We start from the raw sequence: 24,059 nt of genomic DNA, 5'->3' as shown, positions 1-24,059 counted from the left end.
GGCGGCGATCCGCTCGGCGCGCTCGGCCCAGTACTCGCGGGCCCGGCGCACCAGTCGCGCGTCCCGCTCGGCCCCGGCCTCCGCGCGCAGCGCGCGGGCCCGCTCGCTCATGAGCGACTGCATGATCTCGTGGTGGTACACGGCCCCTCCCGAATGGTCCGGGCCGATCGGCACGGCCCGACATCCAAGAGACTCTCGCTAAGGCCCCCGTCCCCACATGGGCACGACGCCTTATATCGCCCGGTCAGTGGTCTTAGGCCTGCTCAGGGCGGACGGTCCAGTGCCGGTGGCATGATCGCTGCATGGGCGAACCGCTGGCGGGGCTGGACGGCATCGACTGGGCGGGCCTCGACCACGCCTACGGGTCTGCGGAGGACGTGCCCGACCTGCTCCGCGCCCTTTCCTCCTCCGACGAGGACGAGCGGGAGGCGGCGCTCGGCGAGCTCTTCACCACCGTCTTCCATCAGGGGAGCCGGTACGGCGCGTCCGCCGCAGCGGTCCCGTTCCTGCTCGGGCTGGCGTCCCATCCCGGCACTCCCGAACGCACCTGGCCGCTCTACCTGGCGGCCGCGCTTGCCGTCGGGTACGACGAGGCGCATCTGCCGTCCGGCGTCGACATCGCGACCTGGCGCGAGGAGGCCGCGCGCCTGCGGGAGACCGGCGACCGGGACCACTTCGACTTCGCGTGGACGCTGCGCTCCGTCGAGGCGGAACTCGCCGCCTACGACGCCGTCCGCGCCGGTCTGCCCACCGTGCGGGCCCTCCTCGGTGATGACGACGCCGGAGTGCGGGCCGCCGCCGCGTACACGGCGGGCTGGTTCCCCGAGGAGGCGGCGGCCACCCTCCCCGCGCTGGAGGCGCTGCTCGAAGCCGAGCAGGACCCGGTCGTCATCGCGCATGCGCTCGTCGCCGCCGGGCTCCTGGAGGGCCGGGCGCTGCTCCCCCGGTTCCGCGAGCACCTGGCCGCCGCCGAGCCACTGCCGCGCTGGGCCGCCGCGATCGCGCTCGCCCGGCTGGGGGCGGCCGACGCACCCGTCATCGCCGAGCTGGCGGCCTCCAGCGCGTCCCCGCCCGAGGGCGAGGCGGCCTTTCTGGAAGGCGACCTGCGCCTCTACCCGGCCCTGACGCTGGCCGCGCTGGACGGGGCGCCGCCCGAAGCCGTCGACGCCGTCCTCGACGGTCTGTCCCGCACGTCCGGCGAGGCGTCGTTCCCGATGGCCGAGGCGGCGCTCCGGCTGACGTTCCGCACACCGGCCCTCCCTCTCCCCCGGTTCGCCGGCCTCGCCTCCGCGCAGCAGCGGACCGTCCGCACGATCGCCGAACTGCCGCCCGAGAGCTGGCGATGGGGAAATCTGCTGGAGATCCTCCGCGCTTGGGGCCTGCCCACCGACCACGACGAGTGCCGCCGGTACGCCGGTCTCGCCTGAACCAGGCCTGACGTCGCACTAAGGTGATGCACCGTGCGTCTCGTTATCGCCCGCTGCAGCGTCGACTACGCCGGCAAGCTCACCGCCCACCTGCCGATGGCCCTCCGCCTGATCCTGATCAAGGCGGACGGGAGCGTGAGCGTGCACGCCGACGACCGCGCCTACAAGCCCCTCAACTGGATGAACCCGCCCTGCTCGCTGCGCGAGGAGGTCTACGAGGAGAACGGCGCCATCGCACGCTGGACGGTCACGCACGGCAAGTCCGGCGAGCGGCTGATCCTCACCATCGAGGAGCTCGTGCACGACACCAGCCACGAGCTCGGCATCGACCCCGGCCTCCAGAAGGACGGCGTGGAAGCGCACCTTCAGGAACTGCTCGCCGAGCACATCACCACCCTCGGCGACGGCTACACCCTGATCCGCCGCGAGTTCCCCACCGCCATCGGGCCGGTCGACATCCTCTGCCGCGACGCCACGAGCGCCACCGTCGCCATCGAGATCAAACGCCGAGGCGAGATCGACGGCGTCGAGCAGCTCACCCGCTACCTGGAGCTGCTGAACCGCGACCCGCACCTGGCCCCCGTCCGCGGCGTCTTCGCGGCCCAGGAGATCAAGCCCCAGGCCCGCGTCCTCGCCACCGACCGCGGCATCACCTGCGTCACCCTCGACTACGACGCCCTGCGCGGCATCGAACACGAGGGCACCCTCTTCTGACGCCCCTCCCGGGCCGCGGTCACGCGGCCCGGGGCGTCCGGTGACGGTGCAGGTCACGCAACGGGCAGCCTGGCCGCGAACTCGGGCTTGAAGAGGTCCTTCACCTTCCCGTACGGGATGGCGAAGTCGTAGCAGCTCGTGCGGCCCAGATCGAACGCCGAGGTCGCCGGGCCGTCGTCCAACCCCGCGTAGATGAGATCGAACCGGTTCTTTCCGAAGAACGGCTGCGCCCACGGCGGCGACTCGGGCTGCCGGGCACTCGGGAAGAACGACGAGCGGTGGAAGGGGTTGAAGAAACCGCCCGATCCGGAGTTGCCGCGCATCAACTGCAGCTTGTCGTCTCCCTCCGGAAGCCCGTCCCACAGCCGTTTCATGCCGGCCACGCCGAATGAGGCGGGCTTGAAGACGTCGTCGGCCGTCAGCGCGCGGCCGGTGCGCAGGTCGACGGTGACGACGAACCCCGGAAAGTGTCCCGGCCCTTCGCCGCACCTGCGCTGGAACTTCGGAACGTAGCGCACCGACACGAGGTCCGGGCCGGTCAGCCCCTTGACGACGGTCGTGCTCAGCAGGTTCGGCCGGCCGCCGCAGGCGGCGCGCGCGGCGGCCGTCCTGCCCCACTCCTTGTAGAACGTGACGGCCTGGTCGAGAGGGACGCGCAGCGCCCTGTTGGCCGCGGTCTGGACCGCCGCGTTCTTCATCCCCTTGACCTGGGCATACTGGCCGCCCTTGACCTCCAGAACCCCGTCGGCGTACGTCCGGTTCAGGGCGGCGAGAGTGACCGCGGGCGCCTCCGCCGCCTCCGGGCGCGTCGTCTCGTAGGTGACCACACCGACGGTGCCCGCCGCGGTCGCCCCCGCGACGACCAGCGCGGCCTTGACCACGCTCGCCTTGGCGAGGAAGCCCGCCGCGGTGTTCCCGGCGCCCGCGGCGACGGTCCCGGCCGTTCCGGCGCCGCCCGCGCCCGCGGTCCCGGCGGCGGCGCCCGCGGCGGCGGTGCCCGCCGGCGCCGAGATCCCCGCGGCGGCGAGCGGGAACAGCATGGACAGCCCCGCCGCTGCCGCGGCCAGCGTGCGGACGCCGCGGCCCTCCCAGTCGTCCCCGTAGGCCGCGCGGGCGATGCTCTCGAGCTCGGCGACGAACTCCATGGCCCCGGCGTGCCGCTCCGCCGGGTTCTTCGCCAGCCCCCGGGCGACCAGCGGGCGCAGCGGGACGGGGAAGTCCTCCAGCGGAACGGGTGCGGTGAGGTGCTGCCCGCGCAGCCCCACGACGCTGTCCGCGCCGAACGGACGCCGGCCCATGACGCACTCGTAGAAGACGCAGGTCGCCGCGTACACGTCGGCGGACGGGCCGGCCTCGCCCGCCTGCCACTGCTCCGGCGCCATGTACGACGGAGTGCCCGACCGCGACGCCGAACCTGCGGCCGACGCGATGCCGAAGTCGATGAGCTTGCTGCGCCCGTCCTCGGGCACCACCACGTTGGCGGGCTTGTAGTCCCGGTGGACGACGCCCACCGCGTGCGCCGCCGCCAGGCCGAGCAGCGACCCCTTCAGGACGGTCAGCGCCGCCTGCGGATCCAGCCGCCCGTGCTCGGCCAGGACCACCTTGAGCGAGACGCCGTCGACCGCCTCCATCACGAGGGCGGCGCCGTGCTCGCCCTCCACCAGCTGGTAGAGCCGGGCCACGTGCGGGCTCTCCACCTGGGCCAGCATCTCGGCCTCGCGCCGCAACGCCTCCAACGGGGCCGCGTCCGGCCCGACGACGACGTACTTCACCGCGACCGGGAACCCGGTCTGCTCGTGCCGCGCCAGAACGACGCGTCCCTGCGCCCCCGCCCCGAGTTCGCGCACCTCGCGAAAACCAGAGATCTTCCACTCGCCCACGTGCTCTCCTCGCCGCCCCGGCCGTGTTGATCATGTGACGCGACCGCCCGCGAGGATGTTCGTACGCGATCGTCTCCGCGCGGGCATCACATTTCGGGCCGCTGCTCCGTCATAGGGGAGAAGGCCGAGGTTCCGCACTGATCGAAGGGGTGGGTGTCCATGAGCGCGCAGCACGAGGTCGACGAGGCCGGGATCCGCGGGCAGGTCGGCAAGATCGTCGAGGGGATCCGCGCCAAGGACCTGAAGGCCCTGGAGCGGCTCTACGCGGAGGACGTCGTGTCCTTCGACGTCGAACCGCCGCTCCAGCACGTCGGGATCGCCGCGAAGCTGAAGAACTGGACGAACGTGTTCACGTTCTTCGAGGAGGTGGATTACGAGGTCCGCGACCTGGCACTCACCGTGGGCGGGGACGTGGCCTTCGGGCACTGCTTCGGCCGGCTCAGCGGCACGCTGAAGAACGGAACGGCGACGAGCGGCATGTGGGTCCGGGCCACCTTCTGCTTCCGGAAGGCCGGCGACGACTGGCTGATCGCCCACGACCAGGTCTCCGTCCCCCTCGACATGGCGACCGGCAAGGGCGTGACCGACCTCCACCCCTGAGACGCGTTGACCGGCCCCGAACCCGCCGGCCGTGCCCCGCTGGAGGCCCTGATCGCCTTTCGGACCCATCCCGCCGAGCGGACGTCCGAGCTCGGCCTGACCAAGTTCGAACGGGCCCACCCGCCGGCCCCGGCCACCGCTGGGGCCGGTCCGTCTCGCGGGGACGTCGGCCTCGCCCGATGTCTCACGGGACGGGCATCATTGCGGGCATGACGTTTCAAGCCAGCGGCAGCTTCGACATCGAGGCATGGGACGCCGACAAGCCCTACGACGAGCAGGGCGGCAACCGGATGACCCGGGTCCACGTGGGCAAGACCTTCCACGGCGACCTCGTGGGGACGAGCTCCACCGAGCTGATCACGGTGGAGTCGCCGGCGGGGCCGGTCGCCTATGTCGGGATCGAGCACGTCCAGGGGATCCTGCACGGCCGGGAGGGGACGTTCGTCCTCCAGCACAGCGCGGGCAGCGAGGACGGCACGGCCGACACCCAGTGGCTGCGGTGGCTGATCGTCCCCACCTCGGGGACGGGGGAGCTCGCCGGGATCCGCGGCGTCGGCCAGATCTCCGTCACCGAGGACGGCGGGCACACCTGGGCGCTGGAGTACACGCTGGACTGAGCGCCGACCGGCGGCCGGTAATGTTCGGGTCATGCCCCCGGTCACCGGCGACGCCACGCGCGAGCGCATCATCGACGCGGCCGAAGTGTGCTTCGGCCGTTTCGGCGTGGCCAAGACCACGGTCGAGGACATCGCCGCCGCCGCGAAGCTGTCGCGGGCGACCGTGTACCGCAGCGTCACCGGCGGGCGGGACGAGCTGATCCTCGCCGTGGTGGTGCGCGACCTGCGGCGGTTCCTCGACCGGCTCGCCGAGCGGCTGCGCCGGGAGCGGTCGGTCTCCGAGGCGATCGTCGAGGGGACGCTGGACGCGCTGAACTACGTCCGCGAGGAGCCGGCGATCGCGCACTTCCTCGTCCCGGAGGCGGCGGGGCACATGCAGGCGGCGGTGGCGGGGGCGGCCGAGCACGTGCTCGCGCTGTGCTGCGAGTACGTGCGGCCCCATTTCGAGCAGGCGCAGCGCCAGCGGACGCTGCGCGCCGACATCGAGGTGGAGGGCACGGTCGAGTTCCTCTTCCGCATCATCACCTCGCTGATCGTGATGGACCGGGACCGGGACGCCGACGGGCTGCGCCGCTTCCTGCGCACCTACGTCGTGCCGGTCATCGCGGCGCCGGCATGACGACCTGGGACGGGACGCCGCGGAGACGGCGCGGCGAGAGGGGCCGGGAACGATGAATGGCACTGCGCGCGAGAGCCGGGGAGGCGCGGCGGTCCGGCCGAGCCCGGTGTTCCTCGCGGTCGTGGGGGCGACGATCCTGTGCGGCCTGATCGCCTGGCGCTACGGGACGATCCTGGACAGGCCCGGCCGGATCGCGGTGTTCGGGTTCGTGATCGCGGCGTGGGTGCTGTCGCTGTCCCTGCACGAGTTCGGGCACGCGTACATGGCGTTCCGCTCGGGCGACCGCAGCGTCGCCGACAAGGGCTACCTCACACTGAACCCGCTGAAGTACTCCGACGTGACGCTGAGCTTCCTCATCCCCGTCGTGTTCATCGTGCTCGGCGGCATCGGCCTGCCGGGCGGCGCCGTGTGGATCGACCGGCACGTGATCCAGGGCCGGCTGCGGCACAGCCTGATCTCGGCGGCGGGCCCGCTGTCGAACGCGCTGTTCGCCATCATGCTCGCGGTGATCTTCAAGAACTTCGCCGACGCCGACCACGCGCTGTTCTGGTCGGGGCTGGCGTTCCTGGCGTTCCTGCAGGTCACCGCCACGATCCTGAACCTGCTCCCGATCCCGGGGCTGGACGGCTTCGGGATCGTCGAGCCGTACCTGCCGCGCCGCCTGGCCGACCAGGCGAACGCCTACGGCGGCTACGCGTTCCTCGTCCTGATCGCGCTGCTGTGGCTGGGCCCGATCAACCAGGGCTTCTTCAACGTCATCTACTACCTCACCGACGCGATCGGCCTCGGCGAGTTCCCGTTCCGCGTCAACGGCTCGGTCGACCACTTCCCGATCGAGCTCGGGCACTACCTGTTCCAGTGGTGGAAGAGCTAGCCCGTCAGCCGGCGGACGATGCGGCGGAGCTGCTCGGTGTAGTGCTCCTGGAACTCGGGTGACTCGGGGTCCATCCCGAAGACGTGGCGGACGGCGAGCGGCTTGGTGACCGGCGCCGACACCAGCGCCATCACGGCGAACATGATCGCGGCCGGGTCCAGGTCGGCGGGCAGTTCCCCGGCGGCCTGGCGGCGTTCGATGTCGGACAGGTCCTCGCGGGGGCCGGGCGGGATGTCGTCCAGGTCCTCGGTGAGGGCGCGCCAGGCGTTCAGCCGCGTGCCGCGGGGATCGTCCAGGACGTGCCGCAGGTACCGGACGACGATCTCGTCGAACGGGGCGGCGGGGTCGTTGAACTCGGCCTCGCGCTCCAGCCAGCGGTGGTGGAGCGCGCAGTACAGGCCGTCCTTGCCGCCGAAGTAGTAGTTGATCAGCTGCTTGTTGACGCCGGCGCGGTCGGCGATGTCCTGGACGCGGGCGCCGGCGTAGCCCTTGGCGGAGAACTCCTCCAGCGCGGCGTCCAGCAGCAGGCGCCGCGAGCGTTCGGCGTCGAGCGCGCGCTCCTCGGGGGCGGGGGCGCGGCGCGCCCGCCTCGTCGCCGGCCGCTTCGTCGGTTCCGTCACGTTCCCCATGGTAGCCGGGCTGCTGAGAAGTTCAACCATCCGACTGTTTGACAACTTCATCCATCTGGTTGAAGCTGGCCGCATGATTCTCGTAACCGGAGCGACCGGCAACGTCGGACGCCATCTCGTCGGCGAACTGCTCACCGCGGGCGCCGCCGTCCGCGCCCTGTCCCGGGACCCCGCCACCGCCGACCTGCCCAGCGAGGCGCAGGTCGCCCGCACGGACGAGATGCCGCTGGACGGCGTCACGTCGCTCTTCCTCAACCCGGCCGTGTTCTGGAACGGCCTCGGCGACGTGCTGGCCCGCGCGGTCGACCACGGCGTCCGGCGCGCGGTGATGCTCTCGTCGGCCGCCGCGCTGGACGACGACCCGTCCAACCAGCTGGCGGTGCACCACCTCGCGATCGAGCGGGCGATCGAGGAGACCGGGATGGAGTGGACGTTCCTGCGTCCCGGCGAGTTCGCCTCCAACGCGCTGGCGTGGCGGGAGGCGATCGCCGCGGGCGAGCCCGTCCGCGAGCCGTACGCGGCGGCGCGCAGCACGCCGATCCACGAGCGCGACATCGCGGCCGTCGCGGCGAAGGCCCTGCTCACCGACGCCCTGGTCGGCGCCAGGCCGGTGCTGAGCGGTCCCGAGCTGCTCTCGCATCCGGAGATGGTCGAGCTGATCGGGGAGGCCGCCGGCCGCCCGGCGCGGTTCGAGGAGATCTCCCCCGAGCTGGCGCGGGAGGAGATGCTCGGCCGCCCCTACATGCGCGAGGGCCTGGTGGACGTCCTGCTCCGCCTGCGCGCCCGCGCCGTCGACCGTCCGATGGAGCCGTCCGGCGAGGTCGAGCGGATCACCGGCCGTCCCGGCCGGACGTTCAAGGAGTGGGCCGCCGACCACGCCCACGACTTCCGCTGACCGCGTCCCGCGGGGCCGCGAGCCTCAGTGCTCGCGGCCCCGCCCGCGCTCGGCGCCGCGCTCGCCGAGCGACTCGATCTCGCGCGAAGCCCACTCGAACCAGTCGCGGCGCATCGCGGCGAACCGCTTGCCGTACTCGATGACCAGCCGCCCGTAGACGGACAGGTCGTCCTCACCCCAGTCGACGTTCTTCTCCAGGGCGGTCAGCTCGTCGAGGTACTCCCCGAGCCCCGCCGCGTGCCCGCGCATGTAGCGCTGGGCCTCCTCCGGCTCGACCATGCCGAGGAAGAAGACGCGCAGCAGCGACTCGTCCTTGCGGCTCCCCTTCGAGGGGACGTCCACCAGCCAGTGGCGCAGCTCCGCGCGCCCGGAATCGGTGATCCGGTACGCCCGGCGGCCGCGGGGCCCCTCCTCGGCGACCTCGATCAGCCCGGCGTCGGCGAGCTTGCCCAGCTCGCCGTAGAGCTGGCTCTGCCGGGCCGGCCAGACGTTCCCCAGCGAGATCTCGAACATCTTCAGCAGGTCGTAGCCGCTGGCGCCGTCCATCTCGGCGATGAGCCCGAGCACCGCATGTCGCAAACTCATGCCCCGCACCCTAACCCTTCACAGTTGACATGTCGAAACTGGAATGTCTATCTTCGACATGTCAAAGTTGGAATGTGAAGCCAGGAGCCCCGGCCATGTCGAAGTACTACGCCCGTACCTTCCTCCCCTGGATCCTGCTCGCGGTCGTCAGCGGATTCGACGACCGCGCCGGGGCCGCCGCCGGGCTCGTCGCCGCGCTGGCCCTGCTCGGCCAGGACCTGCGCCGGGGCCGCCGCGCCGACTCGCTGATCCTGGAGATCTCGACCTCGGCGTTCATGGCCGCGCTCACCGCGCTCGCGTTCGCCGTCCCCGGCTCGCCGGCGCTGAACTACGGCGCCTCCCTGGCGATCGGTTGGCTGGCGCTCACCGCCTGGGCGACGCTGCTGCTCGGACGCCCCTTCACCGCGGGCGTCGCGCGCCGCCAGGTCACCGCCGAGATCGCCGCGACGGACGTGTTCCGGAGCGTCAACCGCGTGCTCACCTCCGTGTGGGCGGCGAGCTTCACCGTGCTGGCGGCCGCCCTCGGCTGCGTCCAGCACTGGACACCGGACGCGACGGCGCTGCTGGTCGCCGTGAAGGTCGCCGGTTTCACGGTCCCCGCCGTCTTCACCGCGCGGTACCCCGGGTTCGCGCGCAGGCGCCACCTCGACCGGCTCGGGCTACCGTGGGCGGAGGCGCCCGCCACGTCGCAGCCCGAGCCGTCCTCCCGCTGACCCCTCGCCGAGGAGCGGCCCGGAAAGGAGCACCGAGATGGGCGAGAACATCACCGAGCGCCCCGCCACCTGGCTGGACGGTCACCTGGCCCCCGTCCCCGACGAGACCGACGCCCGCGGCCTGGAGGTCACCGGCGCGCTGCCCCCCGAACTGACCGGCCGCTACCTGCGCAACGGGCCGAACCCCAAGCCCGGCGAGCCGAGCGGGCACTGGTTCACCGGCCACGGGATGATCCACGGCATCCGGCTGCGGGACGGCCGCGCCGAGTGGTACCGCAACCGGTGGGTGCGGACCGACGCCTACCTGAACGGGACGCCGTTCGTCCGCGACGACCTCACCTTCGACCGCCGCTCGGTGCAGGCCAACACCCACGTCGTCCCGTACGCGGGCCGGATCTGGGCGCTGGTGGAGGCCGGGTTCCCCTACGAGGTGACGCCCGAACTGGAGACCGTCGGCGCCTGCGACTTCGGCGGGCGGCTCACCACCGCCATGACCGCGCACCCGAAGGAGGACCCGGTCACCGGCGACCTGCTGTTCTTCGGGTACGGGGCGTTCGCGCCCCACCTCACCTACCACCGGCTGACGCCGGACGGGACGCTCGCCGAGAGCCGCGAGGTCGAGGTGGCGGGCCCGACGATGATGCACGACTTCGCGATCACCGAGAACCACGTCGTCTGGCTCGACCTGCCGGTGGTGTTCGACGTCGACCTGGCGATGTCCGGGTCGACCGGCATGCCGTACGTCTGGGACGACGCCTACGGCGCCCGGCTCGGCGTGATGCGCCGGGACGGCACGGCCGAGGTCACCTGGTACGACATCGACCCCTGCTACGTCTTCCACGTCGGCAACGCCCACGAGGACGCCGCCGGACGGATCGTGGTGGACGGGGCGCGCTACCGGCCCGAGAACTTCGCCACCCTCTGGGAGGACATCGGCGGGACCGTCGACCCCGCCACCGGCGCGGCGCGCTCGCAGAAGGCGCACCTGCACCGCTGGGTCCTCGACCCCGCGACCCGCCGCGCCAGCGAGGAGCCGCTCGACGACCGCGGCGTCGAGTTCCCCACGCACGACGACGCCCGCACCGGCAGGGAGCACCGCTACCTCTACACGGTGGGCGGCGAGTCGATCGTGAAGTACGACCTGCGCGGGCAGGGGACGTCCGCGCACGAGCTCGGCGACGAAGCGCACGTCGGCGAGGCGGTCTTCGTCCCGGCGGCGGGCGCCCGCGCGGAGGACGAGGGCTGGCTGCTGTCGATCGTCACCCGCGGCCAGGCGTCCGAGCTGCTGGTGCTGGACGCGGCGGATCTGGCGCCCGTCGCGAGCGTCCGGCTGCCGCGCCGCGTCCCGGCCGGATTCCACGGAAGCTGGATCCCCGACGCCCGACCCGGCACATAGGGTGGTTTACTAGCCGGTACTGCTGTGCAAGCAGTCACTTACCAGGCCCTCCCGGGAGGTTCCCCATGTCCGTGGCCACGGAGAACGCCGAGACCTTCGCGTCGCTGAATCCGGCCACCGGCGAGGTCGTCGCCGAGCACCCCGTCCAGGACGGCGCCGCCGTGGCCGCGGCGGTCGAGCGCGCCCGCGAGGCGGCCGGCTGGTGGCGCGCCCTCGGCTGGAAGGAGCGCCGGCTCCGGCTGCTGAACGTCAAGGGGTCGCTCACCCGCAACCTGAACCGGATGGCCGAGCTCATCCACCAGGAGACCGGCAAGCCGGTCCAGGACGCCCAGCTTGAGACGATCATGGCGATCACCCACCTGGACTGGGCGGCGCGCAACGCGCAGAAGGTCCTCGGGCCGCGCAACGTCTACCCCGGGCTCATGGCGATCAACCAGCGCTGCGTGCTGGAGTACCAGTCGCTCGGCGTCGTCGGGGTCATCGGGCCGTGGAACTACCCGATCTTCACCCCGATGGGCTCGATCGCCTACGCGCTCGCCGCCGGCAACGCCGTGGTGTTCAAGCCGTCCGAGTACACGCCGGGCGTCGGCGTGCTCCTCGCCGAGCTGTTCGCCGCGGTGATCCCCGAGCACCCCGTCCTGCAGACGGTCACCGGGCTCGGCGAGACGGGGGCGGCGCTCGCCTCGTCCCCGCACGTCGACAAGATCGCCTTCACCGGCTCGGCCCGCACCGCCAAGCGCGTCATGGCGGCCTGCGCCGAGAACCTGACCCCGATCGTCGCCGAGTGCGGCGGCAAGGACGCCTGCATCGTCGACACCGGCGCCGACCTCGACGCCGCCGCCGACGCCGCGCTGTGGGGCGCCATGTCGAACGCGGGCCAGACCTGCATCGGCGTCGAGCGGATCTACGTCGTGGACGAGGCCTACGACCGGTTCCTCGGCAAGCTGACCGAGAAGGCCCGCGACCTGCGTCCCGGCTTCGACCGCGAGGCCGCCTACGGCCCCATCACGATGCCGTCCCAGCTCGACGTCATCGAGCGCCACATCAAGGATGCGCTGGACAAGGGCGGCAAGGCGGTCGTCGGCGGCGCCGAGTCCGTGCGCAAGCCCTACGTCGAGCCGGTCGTGCTGACGAACGTCCCGGACGACTCGGCGGCGGTGTGCGAGGAGACGTTCGGCCCCACGATCACCGTCCACCGCGTGAAGGACATGGACGAGGCGGTCGAGAAGGCGAACAGGACCGGCTACGGCCTCGCCGGGACGATCTTCTCCGGCGACAAGTCCCGCGCGATGGACGCCGCCCGCCGGATGCGGTCGGGCATGACGTCCATCAACGCGTTCGCCGCCTTCGCCCAGGTCGCCGCCCTGCCGTTCGGCGGCGTCGGCGAGTCCGGCTTCGGCCGCATCCACGGCGCCGACGGCCTGCGCGAGTTCGCCCGCCCGAAGGCCATCACCCGCCAGCGGTTCGCGACCATGAACCTCACCACGTTCGCCCGCACCGAGAAGGAGATGGCGCGCGTCCTCGGCATGATCAACATGATCCACGGCCGCCGCTACAAGCGCTGACCCGGCACCGCCCCCGCCGGTCCCCGGCGGGGGCGCCGCCTAGACTCGGAGCATGAACGACCCCGCGCGGAGCCGCCTGGAGGTGGCCCTGGGCGCGCCGCCCCCGCCCCCGCCCGGTTTCCGGCCGTTCACCGACGCCGACGTCCCGGCCCTGGCCGCCCTGATGTGGGACGCCTACCGCGGCACTCCCGACGAGGCCGACGTGGGGAACGTCCAGGGCGCCGTCCGCGAGATCCACCTCACCATGGCCGGCGAGTACGGCACGTTCCTTCCCGAGGCGTCCTTCGTGGCCGACCATGAGGGCCGCCCGGTGGGAGGGGCTCTCGTCACCCTCTACAGAGCCGTCCCCTTGCTCGCGTTCCTCTTCACCGCCCCGGCCCACGCGGGCCGCGGCCTGGGTCAGGGGCTCGTCCAGGCCGTCATGCACGCCCTGGCCGGGCAGGGCCACGACACCCTCGCCCTGGCCGTGACCCGCCGCAACCGCCGCGCCCGCCGCCTCTACGACCGCCTGGGCTTCATCGAGACCGCCTGACCCAGAGGCGGCGCTCAGTCGGCCACGAGGCGCGAGCCCCAGCCGCCGGGGGCGTACTCGCGCTGGCGGCGGACGACGTAGCGGCCCGGCGCGCAGCCGGACGCGCCGTGCTCGGGGTGCAGCAGGTAGACGGTCGCGGACGCCTCGAAGACGCCGATCGCCAGGCCGCCGGGCTCCGACACCTGCGTCGTCCAGCGGCAGGTGCCGGGGTCGGCGACCAGCGTGTGCGGGTTGCCGCCCGCCACGCCCCGCAGCAGCTCGACGCCCTCGGGCGGCACGTCCGTCCACGTGGCGTTCTGCCAGGCCGACAGGCCCGAGGTCTCGGCCATGGGGACGACGATCAGATCGCCCTGCGCCTGGATCCCGTCGACGACGGGGATGCTCACCGACCGGTCGAGATGGTCGAGGACGGCGAGCCCGGTCTGCTGGGAGAGGGAGTCGAGAGTCACGCTTTCGAAGACCAAAGAGATCACCTTTCAGGTTCGGCGGACGAGTCGTGCGTACTGGCCGGCGGACAGCCCGTAGGTCCATCCGGCGGCGGCGAGCGGGTCGTCGAAGACGCCCGGGACGGCCAGCCCGTACCGGCGGCGGCTCCCGTCGCGCTCGACGGAGCCGTTGACGGCGAGCAGCACCCTGGCCTTCTCGCTCGGGTCGTCGGCCCCGAGGTCGTAGAGCCGCAGCTCCGAGCCGGGGTTGCCGGGATCCGGCGCGGCCGCGACGAGCCGCAGCCCGGCCCGGTCGATGTACTCGCCCCAGCCGATGTTCTCGACCGCGCACCGCCGGACCTCGATGTTGGCCTCCCGCGCGATCCGCTCGACGCTCGGATCCTCCGCCACCCAGGCCGGCACCCTCGTGCCGTGCCAGGCGTGCACGTCCCAGCCGTCGGCGTACCGGAGGGCGGGACCGTCCGAGCGGTGCAGGCGCACCTCGCCCTCGTCGCCCCAGACCTCCGTATGGATCTCGACGGGCCGCTCGGAGACGACGCAGACGTCCTCGCGCGGCCACCACCAGCCGCACGACCGGGCCGGCGTCGCCCACAGGTCGATCAGCCGGTTCTGTTCGGGCGTGAAGACCACACCGGAGGTCCGGCGGACCGCGTCATAGTTCGCGCTCCAGGAGGCGCACAGGGCCCCGTGCCAGGCGGTGCCCCTCTCGACCCTCTCGTGCGGGGACCGGAGCGCCATCCGGACCGTGTTCCTGGCCGAGCCGACGATCGGCATCCTCACCAGCTGCGACAGCATCGGGCCCAGCGACCGGGAGTTCCGCAGGACCTGAGCCTCCAGCTGCACGGACAACCCGCCGATCAGACGGCGGAAGCGTGCCGGAAGAGGCCATTCGGAAAGCCGGTCCGCGCTCTCGGGGGCCCGCGGCCGGACGCCGGGCGGGACGGTCTCCAGGGCCGCCAGCGGCGACGGGACCCAGTGGAAACGGGGTGGATCGAGACCGATCAGCCGGTACAGCTCGGATATGGCCGCCTCGGCGGCCGGACGGTCGGCGGGCGCGGTGGAGAGCAGATGCCCGAGCCACTCCGCGCGGACGGCGGCAGCTTCCCGCTGCGCGTCGCCGCTCACCGGACGAGGGCGGCAGCGCCCCTTTCATTGATCATGCGCAGGATGGTGACACATCGCGCTCCGCCTGTCCATACCCGGGCAGCCCGGACGCGTCTGAGCGTCCTACGCGGTCCTGCCGGCGGGACGGCCGGGTCTAAGGCGTCCTAGGCATGCCTAGATAAGGCGTCGTCCCGATGCTCAGGGTGGGGCCTTAGGACGAACCTTGTACATGTCGGGCCGAGAGGGCCCGGCGGGAACAAGGAGAAGCTGATGTTCAGCCAGGAGTTCATGAAGGTCGTCATCGAGGACCGCGTACGAGTGCTGCGGGCGGAGGGGAAGAACAGCCGCCGCGCCCGTATCGTGAAGGCGCTCAAGCGGTGAGCCCCGCAGCCTGCGTCCCAGCGGCCACGCCCCCGTCGTCTCCGACGGGGGCGTTCCTCATTTCCGGGCGCCCGCGGGCGCGAGGGGGGCGCGGCCCCGGATCAGGTCGGCGGCGCGTTCGGCGATCGCGATGGTCGGGGCATTGGTGTTGCCCCGCGGGACGGCCGGCATGACCGAGGCGTCGACCACGCGCAGGCCCTCGACGCCCCGGACGCGCAGTTCGGTGTCGCAGACGGAGTCGTCCGCGCCCATCGCGCAGGTGCTGGTGGGGTGGAAGAGCGTCGCGGCCTCGCGGCGGACGAAGTCGGCGATGGCCTCGTCGGAGTCGACCTGCTCGCCGGGGGCCCACTCGCCGCCGATCAGGGAGGCCAGCGGCCCGGTGGAGGCGATCTCGCGGGCCTGCCGGACGCCGGCGACCAGGATGTCCAGGTCGGCCTTGTCGGCGAGGTAGGCGGGATCGATCAGCGGCTTGGCATGGGGGCTGGCGGAGCGGAGGGTCAGCGCCCCGCGGCTCGCGATCGCCACCGCGGTGACCATGACCGACAGCAGGCGCTCGGAGGAGTCGGTGAGGCCCTGGTTGACGAACGGGGTCGGCAGGACGTGGTACTGCAGGTCGGGGGCGGGCAGGCCCTCCACCGTCCGGGCGAACCCCCCGGCCTCGGCGACGTTCGAGGCGTAGGGGCCGCGCGCCAGGGCCTGGTAGAGGGCGAAGGACCGGGCGTTCGCCAGTTCCCAGAGGGGCTTGGTGCGGGGCGTGGCGAACATGACGTTCACGAACGGGTGGTCCTGGAGCCGCTGCCCCACCGGGGAGTCGACCAGGACGTCGATGCCGAGGGAGCGCAGGTGGTCGGCGGGGCCGACGCCCGAGAGCATGAGGAGCTGCGGGCTGTTCACCGCGCCGCCCGAAAGGATCACCTCGGCCTCGGCGCGGGCCGACATCGTCTCGCCGCGCGCCTCGTAGCGGACGCCGACGGCGCGGCCGTCCTCGATCACCACGCGGGTGGCGAGGGCGTCGGTGACGACCGTGAGGTTCGGGCGGTGCTCGATCGGGTGCAGGTAGCCGGCGGCGGTCGACCAGCGGCGGCCGCGCTTGTGGGTGACCTGGTAGAAGCCGACACCGTCCTGGTCGGCGCCGTTGAAGTCGTGGTTGGCGGCGAGGCCGTACGCCTTGGCCGACTGCACCCACGCCCGGGTCAGGGGGTGCCGGTAGCGCAGGTCCTCGACGCGCAGCGGGCCCCCGACGCCGTGGTAGGGCAGCTCGCCGCGCTGCTGGTCCTCGGCGCGGACGAAGTAGGGCAGCAGGTCCTCGTAGCCCCAGCCCTCGCAGCCGTAGGAGTCGCGCCAGGTGTCGTAGTCGTGCCGGGCCCCGCGGATGTAGATCATCGCGTTGGTGGACGAGCTGCCGCCGAGCGTGCGCCCGCGCGGCCAGTACACGCTGCGCCCGGCCGCGTGCTCCTGCGGGACGGTCGCGTAGTCCCAGTCGTACGGGCCCTTGATCAGCGCGGCCACCGCGGCCGGGATGTGGATCTCGGGGGCGTCGTCGGGCGGGCCCGCCTCCAGCAGCAGGACCTTCACGGAGGGGTCCTCGGTCAGGCGGGCGGCCAGGACGCAGCCCGCACTGCCCGCTCCCACGATGATGTAGTCGTACACGGCGGCCTCCGGGGTCTTTCCGAAACCCTACCGAACGGGCTTCTGCCAGCGGCAGGGCTAGGCTGCCCCCATGGCGAAGAACAGGGACAATCCCGTCGTGCTCTCCCGGATCTACACCCGCACGGGAGACGACGGCACCACCGCGCTGGGGGACGCGTCCCGCACGTCCAAGACCGATCCGCGCCTCGCCGCGTACGCCGACGTCGAGGAGGCCAACGCCGCGATCGGCACGGCGATCGCGCTCGGATCCCTGCCCGAGGGGCTGGTCGCGCTGCTGACCCGCGTCCAGAACGACCTGTTCGACGTGGGCGCCGACCTGTGCGCGCCCGTCGTCCCCGACCCGCAGTACCCGCCGCTGCGCATCGAGCCGTCCTACGTCGAGCGCCTGGAGGAGGCCTGCGACGAGTACAACGCCGATCTTCCGACGCTGCGCAGCTTCATCCTCCCCGGCGGGACGCCCGGCGCCGCGCTCCTGCACGTCGCGCGGACGGTGACGCGCCGGGCCGAGCGGTCCGCCTGGGCCGCGATCGAGGCCCACGGCGACGCCGGCGACACGCCCGAGGGCGGCGTGAACGCGCTGACGGCCAAGTACCTCAACCGGCTGTCGGACCTGCTGTTCATCCTCTGCCGCGTCGCCAACGCCGAGACCGGCGACGTCCTGTGGAGGCCCGGCGGCGAGCGCTGAGGCGTCACGGGGGTGGGGCTAGCCCCACCCCCGGTTGACCGGCTCCCCTCCTGGCGGGCGCCACCGCGCTGGAGCAGGCTTGCCCTTGACGGGCCACGCCGACGACGGGGAGAGACCACGTGAGGACTCTGACAGCCACGGCCGCCGCGGCCGCCACGGCGCTGACCGCGGCGGCGCTGACGGGCTGCGGCAACGTCAGCGTCGGCCGGCACCAGCAGGACCACTCCTACTCCGCGCCCGCGGGCACCGCCGGGTTGAAGATCACGACGCACGGAGGGCGGGTCGAGGTCACCGCGTCCGACTCCCCCGGCATCAGGATCACCGAGCGGCTGCGCTGGTCCAACGACAAGAACAGGCCGAAGGCACGGCACGTCTCCGAGGGCTCCACGCTCGCCCTGTCGTCCTCGTGCGGCCGGAACGTGATGGGGTTCTCCGCGTGCGGGGTCTCCTACCGCGTCCAGGTCCCGCGCAGCACGTCCGTGCAGGTCGAGAGCGGGGACGGGGCGATCGAGGTGTCCGGCCTCGCCGGGACGGTGCGGCTGCGCAGCGCCAGCGGCGCGATCAGGGCGACGGACCTGCGGGCCGCGACGGTGTCGATCAGCGCCGACGACGGGGCGGTGCGCGTGACGGGCCGCGTGGCCACCGCCGACCTGCGCAGCGGCAGCGGCGCCGTCACGGCCGGGAACCTCACCGCCGACCGGCTGAAGGCCCGCGCGTCCGACGGCCGGATGGAGGTGAGCGGGCGCGTCCGCGTCGCCGACCTCCGCACCGGCAGCGGCTCGATCACCCTGGACGGGCTCGCCGCCGACCGGATCACCGCCCGGAGCGACGACGGCGGGATCACGATGCGGCTGGACTCGCCGCCCGCCGACGTCCGGGCCGTCGCCGGGAGCGGCCCGATCCGGCTGCGCCTGCCGGGCGAGGAGGGCTACGCCATCTCGCTGTCCGCCCAGGGGGCCAGGCGGATCGACCCGGGCGTCCGCCAGGATTCGCGGTCCGCGCGGCGCCTCGACCTGCGCACGCGCGACGGCGACATCGCCGTGACGCCAAACTAGGGCATCACCGTCATACCGGACTAACGGTCACGCCGAACTTGACTCGGTCCACGGTCTCCGGACGGTCATCCATGGCGCTCGCAGCCAGTAGCCCGATGGAGACGCATCATGACCGACTCACCCGACGGCCTCGCCGAGGACCTCGCCGACCTGCGCGCGGTCGTCGAGATCCATGGTCACGGTCTCGCCAGGCACGCGGAGGTCATCAAGGGACTCCGCGATCGGCTCGCCTCGCCCACGTCGATCGACGCCGAGGACCCCGCCGCCCGGCCCGAGGACGAAGGCCCGGTCGTGCCGACCTTCCTCCTGTACCTGGACGGCCCAGAGCACACCCTCGAACTCGAGACCATGGCCACCTGGGTCAACGTCCTCCTGGTCCCCGTCTACGTCACCCAGGTGAGCCCGCTCCGGCCGTGGTGCTCGCGCTGGTGGGAGCATCCCGAGGCGCTCGCCCGCCTCCACGCCCTCTGGATGGCCTGGCAGGGGCTCACCGACGCGCCGGCATGCGGGCACACCGGCCCGAGCACCTGGCACCGCGACCATCTCGACCCCACGCTCGCACGCCTCCGCGCCCCCGACGGCCCCTTCGCGGGGTGCATGACCGATCCCGAGCGGCCCGTCCACAACGCGGGCCCCGCCACCCCGGTCGAAGACTTCGGGTTCCCTTCGGTGTGACGCCGGGCCGGCCGGGCCCGCCCGCCCTCAACGCAGCAGGTACGGGCCCTGCCACAGCGGGGCGTAGGACGGGTCCACGGCCGCCGGGCCGAAGCGGGCGCCGCCGTTCACCGCGACCGTCGTCCGGGCCAGGTGCTGCAGCACGTGCGCGATCCCGTCGGCGTTGCTGTCGAGCATCCTGAGGTTGACGTTCTTCAGGCGGTCGCACCTCGCGTGATAGCACGGGTCGTACGCCTTGCCCGCCCTGCCGCCGAACACCTTGGCCTCGGCGGCGGTCTTCACCCCTTCGGCGCCGGTGTCCATCCCGCCCGCCGGGATGCCCCGCTCGACGAACGGCCCGTAGTCGGAACGCCCGTCGAACCGGCTCTCCGTGACCGGCAGGCGGCGGCCCTGGAAGTACTGCCGGAACATCCGCTCGATCGCCCCCGACCCGGCGGGCGCCCGCGTGCCCGCGCCGGTCGAGTGGTCGCCGTCGTAGACGCCCCGGGTGCCGTTCGGCGAACCGAGCATGTCGAAGTTCAGGTTCAGCGCGATCCGCGCCCGCTGCGACACGGGCAGCGACCGCAGGTACTGCTCCGACCCCTGCAGGCCCTCCTCCTCGGCCCCCCACCAGGCGAACCGCACCCGGTTGCGCAGGCCGTCCCGGCCGAGCTGCTTGATCTTGGCGGCGACGGCGAGCAGGACGGCCGCGCCGGTGCCGTTGTCGTTGATCCCCGGGCCCGCCGGGACGCTGTCCAGATGCGCGCCGGCGACCACGACGTTGTCGGCCCGCCCCTGCGGGGTGTCGGCGATGACGTTGGCCGACGCCCGCCTCCCGTGCACGGCGTCGGTCCTGACCCGCAGCTTCAGGCCGCCCTTCCGCGCGGCCTTCACCAGCGCGGCGCCCACCGCGTGCGTCGGCCCGACGACCGGGACCGCGGCCGGCCGCGACAGCGTCCCGTTCAGCGGCCCCCGCTCCCCCGGCTTGTTGAAGATCACCACGGCGGACGCTCCGGCCGCCCGCGCGTTGGCGGCCTTGGCCGCGAACGTGCAGGTCCCCCGCTGGACGAGCGCGATCGAGCCCTTCGCGAAACCCTTGAAGTCGCCGGCCTCGCAGCCGCTCGTCCCCTCACCCTTGGACGGGACGTCCACCGCCGCCGCCGGCGCCGTCACATCGCCCGAACCCGAGTACGCGAGGGTGAGGAAGTCGGCCTCCCGCCTGTAGGACGCCTTGGACGGCGCCGTCCGCGCGAACGCCGCGGGCGTCCGCTCCCGCCAGTACGGATAGGTGAACTTCTGCACCCTCGGCGCGAACCCGTACTTCTTCAGCCGCCCGGTGACGTACCGCACGGACACGTCGTAGCCGGCCCTCCCCGCCGCGCGGTCGCCGCCGTTGTAGTCGGCGATCTCCTGGAACGCGGCCAGGTGGGGCCTGATGTCCGCCAGCGTGACCAGCGCGGCGAGATCGGGACGCGCCGGCGCGGCCCCGGCCGTCGGCAGGGCGGCGGGCAGGAACAGGGCGGGCAGCGCCACGGCCGTGCCGAACGCGAGCCTGCGGACGGCGGGATGCCTGCGGCCGGTGAGGAGCATGCGCACGTGCACTCCAGCGGACGGAGAAGGGAGCGGACCAGCGCGATCCTCACCCCGCGCCCCGGCCGCCTCAAGCAGCGGCGGCACGGCCAGGCCGATTCGATACCGGGTTCTTACCAGCTCATGCCCGGCCCGTCCCCGATCGCGCCCGCCCGTCCCCTCATTCGGAGGAGTGCAGGTCGACCGGGAAGCCCGGCGGAGCCGCCTCCAGCCAGGCCAGGAACCCGGTCAGGGCCGCAGCGCCCATCGCCAGCTCCACCGCGAGGTCGCCGTTCCTGACCTCGATGACGCTCACGTCCGGCAGCAGGCCCTCGGCCTCCTCCCGGTCCGGGACGCGCCGGTTGGACACGACGAGGCCCCGGCGGTGGATCACCTGCCGGGGCCTTCTGCGGAAACCGAACACGCGGTGCCAGTGCAGGACATCGCCCTTGTAGCGGCCGATGCCGAGCCTCCACACTCCGGGGGCTCCGCCCTCCCGGGGCAGTTCGCGCAGGCTGCACTCCACGGTGCCGCCGCCGCGCGTGAACAGCCAGCGGCGCACCGCCATGGAGGCGAACAGCAGCGCCGCCCCCAGGACGAGCACGGCGAGCACCCCGCCGACGTCCAGTGCCAGGTGCTCGCCCAAGTCCCCCGCCGTTCGCCCGGACCTAGGCCTCGACGCCCGCCGCGCGCAGCCGCGCCCGGGCGCGCCGCTCCGGCGTCGTGTCCTCGCCCTCGGCGGACAGGGCCTCGTCGAGCGCCCGCTTGGCCTCGTCGACGTCGATCTCCTCGGCCCGCTGGACCTGCTCGGCCAGCACCGACACCTCGTTGGCGGCGACGGAGAAGAACCCGCTGCCGACCGCCGCCAGGACCGGCGCACCGCCGTCCGCGGGCTCGATCTTCACCACGCTGCCGTCGAGGAGGACGCCCAGCACCGGGGCGTGCCCCGGCAGGATGCCGAGCGAGCCCTCGATCGTCTGCGCGACCACCATCTTGGCCTCGCCGGACCAGACCTCGCGCTCCGGCGAGACCAGCCCGACCTTCAGGGTTGCCACGTCTTTCCCTCCGACTACTGGAGCGGATCCGGCGGGCCGGCCCGGGCGCGGAGCCCGGGCGCGGCCCGCCGGAGCGGACTACTTCTCCAGCTCCTTGGCCTTCTTCTCGACATCCTCGATGCCGCCGCACATGAAGAACGCCTGCTCGGGGAGATGGTCGTACTTGCCCTCCGCGAGCGCCTTGAACGAGGAGATCGTCTCGTCCTTCGGCACCGTCTCACCGGGCTGGCCGGTGAACTGCTCGGCCACGTACATCGGGTGCGACAGGAAGCGCTCGATGCGCCGCGCCCGCTGGACGGTGACCTTGTCCTCCTCGGAGAGCTCGTCGATGCCGAGGATCGCGATGATGTCCTGCAGCTCCTTGTACTTCTGCAGGATCCGGATCACTTCCTGGGCGACCTCGTAGTGCTCGTTCCCCAGGATCTGCGGGTCCATGATCCGCGAGGTGGAGTCGAGCGGGTCCACCGCCGGGAAGATCCCCTTCTCGGAGATGCTCCGCGACAGCGTCGTGGTGGCGTCCAGGTGCGCGAACGTGGTGTGCGGCGCCGGGTCGGTGATGTCGTCGGCGGGAACGTAGATCGCCTGCATCGAGGTGATCGAGTTACCGCGCGTCGAGGTGATCCGCTCCTGGAGCACGCCCATCTCGTCGGCCAGCGTCGGCTGGTACCCCACCGCGGACGGCATGCGCCCGAGCAGCGTGGACACCTCCGAACCGGCCTGCGTGAACCGGAAGATGTTGTCGATGAACAGCAGCACGTCCTGGTTCTGCACGTCGCGGAAGTACTCCGCCATCGTCAGCGCGGACAGCGCCACCCGCAGCCGGGTGCCCGGCGGCTCGTCCATCTGGCCGAACACCATCGCGGTGTCCTTGAGGACGTCCGCCTCGGCCATCTCCACCCAGAGGTCGTTGCCCTCACGGGTGCGCTCGCCCACTCCGGCGAACACCGAGGTGCCGCCGAAGTTGCGGGCGACGCGGCGGATCATCTCCTGGATGAGGACGGTCTTGCCCACACCCGCGCCGCCGAACAGACCGATCTTGCCGCCCTTGACGTACGGGCACAGCAGGTCGATGACCTTGATGCCGGTCTCCAGCATCTCGGTCCTGGATTCCAGCTGGTCGAACGGCGGAGCGCCGCGGTGGATGCCCCAGCGCTCGTTGACCTCCAGCGAGGCGGTCGGGACGTCCAGCGCGTCGCCGAGGGCGTTCCACACGTGGCCCTTGGTGATGTCGCCGACCGGAACCATGATCGACTCGCCCGAGTCGAACACCGGAGCGCCGCGGACGAGGCCGTCCGTCGGCTGCATCGAGATGGCCCTGACCATGTTGTCGCCGAGGTGCTGCGCGACCTCGAACGTCAGGGTCTTCGCCTCGCCGCCCAGGGTGACCTGGGCGTTGAGGGCGTTGTAGATCTCCGGAATGGCGTCGGCGGGGAACTCCACGTCGACGACCGGGCCGATGACACGGGCGACGCGCCCGGTCGCGGTCGCCGTCTCTACCTGAGCAGTCATACCCTTCTCACTCCCCGCCAGAATCGGCGAGCGCGTCAGCGCCACCGACGATCTCGCTGATTTCCTGGGTGATCGCAGCCTGCCGCGCCTGGTTCATCTGGCGCGTGTAGACCCCGACCAGTTCGTTGGCATTGTCGGTCGCCGACTTCATGGCCCGCCGGACCGACGCCTGGAAGGACGCCGCCGACTGCAGCAGCATGTGGAAGATGCGGCTCTCGATGTAGTTCGGCAGGAGCAGGTCGAGCGCGGCCTGGGCGGACGGCTCGAACTCGTACGCCGGCGGGACCTTGGAGGACTCGGCCTCCTCGATCTCCAGCGGCATCAGCCGGGTGACCCGGACGGTCTGGGTCAGCATCGAGACGAACTCGGTGTAGACCACGTGGATCTCCCCGACCCCGCCCTCGGCGTCGGTCTTGAGGAAGTCCTCGGCCAGCCGCCGCCCGATCCCCTCGGCGTTGCCGAAGTTCGGGCGGTCGCTGAACCCCTTCCAGGACTCGGCGAGGTCCCGGCCCCGGAACCGGTACCAGGTGATGCCCTTGTTGCCGACGACGTAGGGGACCGGCTCGCGGCCCTCGTCCCGCAGCGCCTGGATCAGCGACTCCGCCTCGCGGATGACGTTGGCGTTGTAGGCGCCGCAGAACCCGCGGTCGCTCGTGATGATCAGCACGGCGCTGCGGTTGTCGGCCGGCTGCTCCTCCAGCAGCGGGTGGTCGATCCCGACGTTGTGACTCACCAGCGCGGTCAGGGCCTGCGTGATCTGGTCGGCGTACGGCTTGGAGGCCGCCACCGCCTGCTGGGCCTTGACGATCCGCGACGTGGCGATCATCTCCTGGGCACGAGTGATCTTGGCGGTCGACTTGACCGTCTTGATCTTCTGCCGGAGTTGACGAAGCTGTGCGGCCATG

25 protein-coding genes are annotated in these 24,059 nt (G+C 72.4%); 14 read left to right on the top strand and 11 right to left on the bottom strand.

Features of this window, described 5'->3' with window-relative positions:
* Positions 1-302 precede the first annotated feature (302 nt).
* Entirely contained in the window at positions 303-1,427 is a 1,125-nt protein-coding gene (locus tag ABWI04_RS06430; RefSeq protein ID WP_353831739.1) for a HEAT repeat domain-containing protein, read from the top strand.
* Positions 1,428-1,460: 33 nt separating this feature from the next.
* Positions 1,461-2,141 (top strand): endonuclease NucS, encoded by a 681-nt coding sequence (nucS, locus tag ABWI04_RS06425; RefSeq protein ID WP_345184112.1) that lies wholly within the window; start codon positions 1,461-1,463, stop codon positions 2,139-2,141.
* A 53-nt stretch (positions 2,142-2,194) separates the two neighbouring features.
* On the opposite strand, the gene ABWI04_RS06420 is transcribed toward nucS, so the two are convergent.
* Positions 2,195-4,021, bottom strand: a complete 1,827-nt coding sequence (locus ABWI04_RS06420; protein WP_353831738.1) for a serine/threonine-protein kinase — start codon at positions 4,019-4,021, stop codon at positions 2,195-2,197.
* Positions 4,022-4,180: 159 nt separating this feature from the next.
* Here ABWI04_RS06420 and ABWI04_RS06415 point away from each other — a divergent pair, with 159 nt between their 5' ends.
* From ABWI04_RS06415 to ABWI04_RS06400, 4 genes are all read left to right on the top strand, one after another.
* The gene (locus ABWI04_RS06415) at positions 4,181-4,621 is read left to right on the top strand and encodes a YybH family protein (protein WP_353831737.1); all 441 of its coding nucleotides are present in this window, start codon (positions 4,181-4,183) and stop codon (positions 4,619-4,621) included.
* Positions 4,622-4,830: 209 nt separating this feature from the next.
* The gene (locus tag ABWI04_RS06410; protein ID WP_345182556.1) at positions 4,831-5,238 is read left to right on the top strand and encodes a DUF3224 domain-containing protein; all 408 of its coding nucleotides are present in this window, start codon (positions 4,831-4,833) and stop codon (positions 5,236-5,238) included.
* A gap of 31 nt (positions 5,239-5,269) precedes the next feature.
* On the top strand, positions 5,270-5,857 hold the full coding sequence (locus tag ABWI04_RS06405; protein WP_345182558.1) for a TetR/AcrR family transcriptional regulator: 588 nt from the start codon (positions 5,270-5,272) through the stop codon (positions 5,855-5,857).
* A 52-nt stretch (positions 5,858-5,909) separates the two neighbouring features.
* The gene (locus ABWI04_RS06400; RefSeq protein ID WP_345182561.1) at positions 5,910-6,731 is read left to right on the top strand and encodes a site-2 protease family protein; all 822 of its coding nucleotides are present in this window, start codon (positions 5,910-5,912) and stop codon (positions 6,729-6,731) included.
* Here ABWI04_RS06400 and ABWI04_RS06395 read toward each other — a convergent pair.
* Complete coding sequence (locus ABWI04_RS06395) at positions 6,728-7,351, bottom strand: TetR/AcrR family transcriptional regulator (protein WP_345182563.1); 624 nt, start codon at positions 7,349-7,351, stop codon at positions 6,728-6,730. The two genes, ABWI04_RS06400 and ABWI04_RS06395, sit on opposite strands and share 4 nt — an antisense overlap.
* Positions 7,352-7,433: 82 nt before the next feature.
* Between ABWI04_RS06395 and ABWI04_RS06390 the strand changes: the two genes are divergently transcribed.
* Complete coding sequence (locus ABWI04_RS06390; RefSeq protein WP_345182565.1) at positions 7,434-8,255, top strand: SDR family oxidoreductase; 822 nt, start codon at positions 7,434-7,436, stop codon at positions 8,253-8,255.
* A 24-nt stretch (positions 8,256-8,279) separates the two neighbouring features.
* On the opposite strand, the gene ABWI04_RS06385 is transcribed toward ABWI04_RS06390, so the two are convergent.
* Positions 8,280-8,840: a PadR family transcriptional regulator gene (locus tag ABWI04_RS06385; protein WP_353831736.1), complete on the bottom strand. Its 561-nt coding sequence runs from the start codon at positions 8,838-8,840 to the stop codon at positions 8,280-8,282.
* A 95-nt stretch (positions 8,841-8,935) separates the two neighbouring features.
* Between ABWI04_RS06385 and ABWI04_RS06380 the strand changes: the two genes are divergently transcribed.
* The 4 genes from ABWI04_RS06380 to ABWI04_RS06365 all read left to right on the top strand — a co-directional run bounded on the left by ABWI04_RS06380 (position 8,936) and on the right by ABWI04_RS06365 (position 13,046).
* Positions 8,936-9,553, top strand: coding sequence for a hypothetical protein (locus tag ABWI04_RS06380; protein WP_353831735.1), 618 nt, complete (start codon positions 8,936-8,938; stop codon positions 9,551-9,553).
* 37 nt (positions 9,554-9,590) lie between these two features.
* Positions 9,591-10,949 carry a carotenoid oxygenase family protein gene (locus ABWI04_RS06375; protein ID WP_353831734.1) on the top strand — a complete coding sequence of 453 codons (1,359 nt, stop codon included), beginning with the start codon at positions 9,591-9,593 and terminating at the stop codon, positions 10,947-10,949.
* 65 nt (positions 10,950-11,014) lie between these two features.
* Positions 11,015-12,514 (top strand): aldehyde dehydrogenase family protein, encoded by a 1,500-nt coding sequence (locus ABWI04_RS06370; RefSeq protein WP_345182573.1) that lies wholly within the window; start codon positions 11,015-11,017, stop codon positions 12,512-12,514.
* A 52-nt stretch (positions 12,515-12,566) separates the two neighbouring features.
* Positions 12,567-13,046, top strand: a complete 480-nt coding sequence (locus ABWI04_RS06365; protein ID WP_345182575.1) for a GNAT family N-acetyltransferase — start codon at positions 12,567-12,569, stop codon at positions 13,044-13,046.
* Positions 13,047-13,060: 14 nt separating this feature from the next.
* Here ABWI04_RS06365 and ABWI04_RS06360 read toward each other — a convergent pair whose 3' ends face one another.
* The 3 genes from ABWI04_RS06360 to ABWI04_RS06350 form a co-directional block, all read right to left on the bottom strand.
* Positions 13,061-13,495 carry a DUF8820 family protein gene (locus ABWI04_RS06360; protein WP_345182577.1) on the bottom strand — a complete coding sequence of 145 codons (435 nt, stop codon included), beginning with the start codon at positions 13,493-13,495 and terminating at the stop codon, positions 13,061-13,063.
* Positions 13,496-13,522: 27 nt separating this feature from the next.
* Positions 13,523-14,617 carry a DUF6745 domain-containing protein gene (locus ABWI04_RS06355; RefSeq protein ID WP_345182579.1) on the bottom strand — a complete coding sequence of 365 codons (1,095 nt, stop codon included), beginning with the start codon at positions 14,615-14,617 and terminating at the stop codon, positions 13,523-13,525.
* Between the two features lie 417 nt (positions 14,618-15,034).
* Positions 15,035-16,627: a GMC family oxidoreductase gene (locus ABWI04_RS06350; RefSeq protein ID WP_345182581.1), complete on the bottom strand. Its 1,593-nt coding sequence runs from the start codon at positions 16,625-16,627 to the stop codon at positions 15,035-15,037.
* A 70-nt stretch (positions 16,628-16,697) separates the two neighbouring features.
* Here ABWI04_RS06350 and ABWI04_RS06345 point away from each other — a divergent pair, with 70 nt between their 5' ends.
* From ABWI04_RS06345 to ABWI04_RS06335, 3 genes are all read left to right on the top strand, one after another.
* Positions 16,698-17,312 carry a cob(I)yrinic acid a,c-diamide adenosyltransferase gene (locus ABWI04_RS06345; protein ID WP_353831733.1) on the top strand — a complete coding sequence of 205 codons (615 nt, stop codon included), beginning with the start codon at positions 16,698-16,700 and terminating at the stop codon, positions 17,310-17,312.
* A gap of 119 nt (positions 17,313-17,431) precedes the next feature.
* Positions 17,432-18,367, top strand: coding sequence for a DUF4097 family beta strand repeat-containing protein (locus ABWI04_RS06340; RefSeq protein ID WP_353831732.1), 936 nt, complete (start codon positions 17,432-17,434; stop codon positions 18,365-18,367).
* Between the two features lie 108 nt (positions 18,368-18,475).
* Complete coding sequence (locus ABWI04_RS06335; RefSeq protein ID WP_345182587.1) at positions 18,476-19,042, top strand: DUF4913 domain-containing protein; 567 nt, start codon at positions 18,476-18,478, stop codon at positions 19,040-19,042.
* Positions 19,043-19,069: 27 nt separating this feature from the next.
* Here ABWI04_RS06335 and ABWI04_RS06330 read toward each other — a convergent pair whose 3' ends face one another.
* The 5 genes from ABWI04_RS06330 to ABWI04_RS06310 form a co-directional block, all read right to left on the bottom strand.
* On the bottom strand, positions 19,070-20,611 hold the full coding sequence (locus ABWI04_RS06330; protein WP_353831740.1) for a M28 family peptidase: 1,542 nt from the start codon (positions 20,609-20,611) through the stop codon (positions 19,070-19,072).
* A 160-nt stretch (positions 20,612-20,771) separates the two neighbouring features.
* Positions 20,772-21,236 carry a DUF2550 domain-containing protein gene (locus ABWI04_RS06325; RefSeq protein ID WP_353831731.1) on the bottom strand — a complete coding sequence of 155 codons (465 nt, stop codon included), beginning with the start codon at positions 21,234-21,236 and terminating at the stop codon, positions 20,772-20,774.
* Positions 21,237-21,258: 22 nt separating this feature from the next.
* Complete coding sequence (locus tag ABWI04_RS06320) at positions 21,259-21,645, bottom strand: F0F1 ATP synthase subunit epsilon (protein ID WP_345182591.1); 387 nt, start codon at positions 21,643-21,645, stop codon at positions 21,259-21,261.
* 78 nt (positions 21,646-21,723) lie between these two features.
* Positions 21,724-23,154: a F0F1 ATP synthase subunit beta gene (gene atpD, locus ABWI04_RS06315; RefSeq protein WP_353831730.1), complete on the bottom strand. Its 1,431-nt coding sequence runs from the start codon at positions 23,152-23,154 to the stop codon at positions 21,724-21,726.
* A gap of 7 nt (positions 23,155-23,161) precedes the next feature.
* On the bottom strand, positions 23,162-24,058 hold the full coding sequence (locus ABWI04_RS06310; protein WP_353831729.1) for a F0F1 ATP synthase subunit gamma: 897 nt from the start codon (positions 24,056-24,058) through the stop codon (positions 23,162-23,164).
* Position 24,059: the final 1 nt, after the last annotated feature.

The sequence above is a fragment of the Actinomadura sp. NPDC000929 genome (assembly GCF_040492065.1).
GTDB lineage: Bacteria > Actinomycetota > Actinomycetes > Streptosporangiales > Streptosporangiaceae > Spirillospora > Spirillospora verrucosospora.
The sequence above is the reverse complement of the archived record's forward strand: the minus strand, read 5'-3'. Positions and strand labels throughout refer to the sequence as shown.